The organism is Calditerrivibrio sp., assembly GCA_026415135.1.
GTDB lineage: Bacteria > Chrysiogenota > Deferribacteres > Deferribacterales > Calditerrivibrionaceae > Calditerrivibrio.
Genome location: JAOAHS010000020.1, coordinates 1 through 2443 on the forward strand (window position 1 = coordinate 1; position 2443 = coordinate 2443).

At 36.5% G+C, this 2443-nt stretch carries 3 protein-coding genes; all 3 read left to right on the forward strand.

All coding sequences use genetic code 11. The annotated features are described in order from the left end of the window. The coding region (locus tag N3C60_03590) for an enoyl-CoA hydratase-related protein (GenBank protein MCX8083985.1) at positions 1 to 581 on the forward strand (581 nt) is incomplete at its 5' end. A gap of 33 nt (positions 582 to 614) precedes the next feature. Then, positions 615 to 1682, forward strand: coding sequence for a 6-hydroxycyclohex-1-ene-1-carbonyl-CoA dehydrogenase (gene had / locus N3C60_03595; GenBank protein MCX8083986.1), 1068 nt, complete (start codon positions 615 to 617; stop codon positions 1680 to 1682). 299 nt (positions 1683 to 1981) lie between these two features. Then, positions 1982 to 2443: enoyl-CoA hydratase-related protein (locus N3C60_03600; GenBank protein ID MCX8083987.1), on the forward strand; the 462-nt coding region annotated here is incomplete at its 3' end.

Genomic DNA, 2443 nt, shown 5'->3' on the forward strand with positions numbered 1-2443 from the left:
GTGTTGATGTTGCTGACCATACCAAGGATAAGATGGAGCTAATGCTTGATTCCTTTCACGGTATTTTTAGAAGACTGGAAATGCTGGATATTATAACTGTTGCTGGAGTAAAAGGTTCAGCCCTTGGTGGTGGCTGTGAACTTGCTATTGGCTGTGATTTAATAGTATGTGCTGATAATGCAAAGTTTGGTCAGCCAGAGATTAAGCTTGCTGTTTTTCCACCCATTGCAATTACCTATCTAACACAGGTTGTGGGTAGAAAGAGGGCTTTTGAAATAGTTGTACTTGGAGAAAATATTTCTGCAGAAGAAGCGAAGGTTATGGGACTGGTAAATCAGGTTTTTCCACTGCAAGAGTTTGAAGAAAAATTGAAGGGCTATTTAAAAAAGTTTGAGGCAATGAGTGGTTCTGCTTTAAAAATAACTAAACAGGCCTTTAAAAAATCTTTAGCTTTTGATTTTGAAAGAACCCTTTCTAATGCAGAGGCAATGTATGTTAAAGATTTAATGAGCCTTGAAGATGCTAATGAAGGTATTAACTCATTCTTAGAAAAGAGAAAGCCCATTTGGAAAAATAGGTAAGATATAGGGGAAGAATATTAAAAAGGAGGATTTATGGCTATAGATAAAATTAAGACCTATCAGATGGTTGAACCGGGTAAATTGATAAAAACTGAGATACCAAAACCAGAACTTAAAGAAGATGAGGTACTTGTTGAAATTAAGGGATGTGGTGTTTGTCATACAGACCTAAGCTATTATTATCAGGGAGTTCCAACAGTGACAAAACCCCCTTTAACTTTGGGACATGAAATTTCTGGTGTTATAGTAGAAGGAAGGAGTGATCTAATAGGCAAGGAAGTTATTGTGCCAGCGGTTATGCCATGTAACAGCTGTACCATTTGTGCTCAGGGAAGAGAAAATAGATGTTTAAACCAAAAGATGCCAGGAAATAGCTTAGGTATTTATGGCGGATATTCAAGTCATATACCAGTTCCTTTTCGTGATCTTTGCATTATTGAAAATAGAGGTGATTTTCCCATTGAAACATTAGCGGTTGTAGCAGATGCGGTAACAACACCTTATCAGGCAGCAATAAGAGGTGATTTAAAAGATGGTGACTTGGTGATCGTGATTGGTGCTGCAGGAGGTGTGGGAACTTATATGACCCAGATGGCAAAAGCTTTTGGGGCTAAGTGTGTAATTGGTTTTGATATAGCTGAAGATAAGTTAGAAAACATGAAAAACTATGGACTTGATTATGCGATAAATCCAAAGGGAAGAGATATAAAAGAAATAAAAGATATTTTCAAGACAATCTGTAAAGAAAGGGGTTATCCTTCAAACTATGGTTGGAAAATATTTGAATGTACCGGGACAAAGCAGGGGCAGGAGACCGCTTTAGAATTCCTTTCCTTTATTGGTAGGCTTGTAGTTGTAGGATATGGTCCCCATAAAATAGAATATATGCTTTCAAAACTAATGGCTTTCGATGCTGAAATTGTAGGAACCTGGGGATGCCCGCCAAAATACTACAAAAATGTTTTAGAGTTTGTCCTAAGTGGTAAAGTTCAGATAAAGCCCTTCGTTGAGATAAGACCAATGAGCCAGATTGAGGAGGTTTTCGATTTAGCCCATCACGGAAAGTTAAATAAAAGAGTTGTTCTAACCCCAGATTTTTAAATATTTATTTTTCCTCTCCCGCCTACAGATAGGAAGTAATTAGGGATTACTTCCTATCTGTTATTTTTTAACTAACACTGTTTGATTAAAAATCTATTAAAATTGGTAATTTTTTACCAAAGCTAATGGTTATATTTTATCAATTTTAAAACATTGTTTAATTAAATTGATTATGAAAACAATTGTCACTGTTTATTTTTTAGTGTAATATTCAATTTGTTCTTAATTGGCACAAGGGTTGCTTGATAGACAACACTTAATTTTAGAAAAAATAAACAGCGTTAAAATAGGAGGTTAAGATGGGTTTAGAATGGATTCCAAGAGATAATGAATTAAAAAATCACAGCCTTTTTGGTGATGAACATTTTGGCAAGGAAGCACCATGCACAATCTATGAGAAAAGGCCATTAAAGGATCCACAGGGTAAAGTTATTGAAGATCTTTATGTTGCTTGGATAACATTGAATAATCCAGCCCAGTATAATTCCTATACCACAGAAATGGTTAAGGGTGTTATAGCGGGGTTTCAGAAGGCTTCATCTGATAGATCTGTGGTTGCGGTAGTTTTTACAGGAGCGGGGGATAAAGCTTTTTGCACCGGTGGAAATACTGTTGAGTACGCCTTCTATTATTCAAAACGTCCCAATGAGTATGGAGAGTACATGGACCTTTTTAATGCTATGGTCGATGGTATTCTTAACTGTAAAAAGCCGGTTGTTTGTAGGGTGAACGGGATGAGGGTTGCAGGAGGTCAGGAGATA

Coding starts and splice junctions, on each gene's coding strand:
- had (MCX8083986.1), top strand. CDS start 615: ATGGCTATAGATAAAATTAAGACCTATCAGATGGTTGAACCGGGTAAA.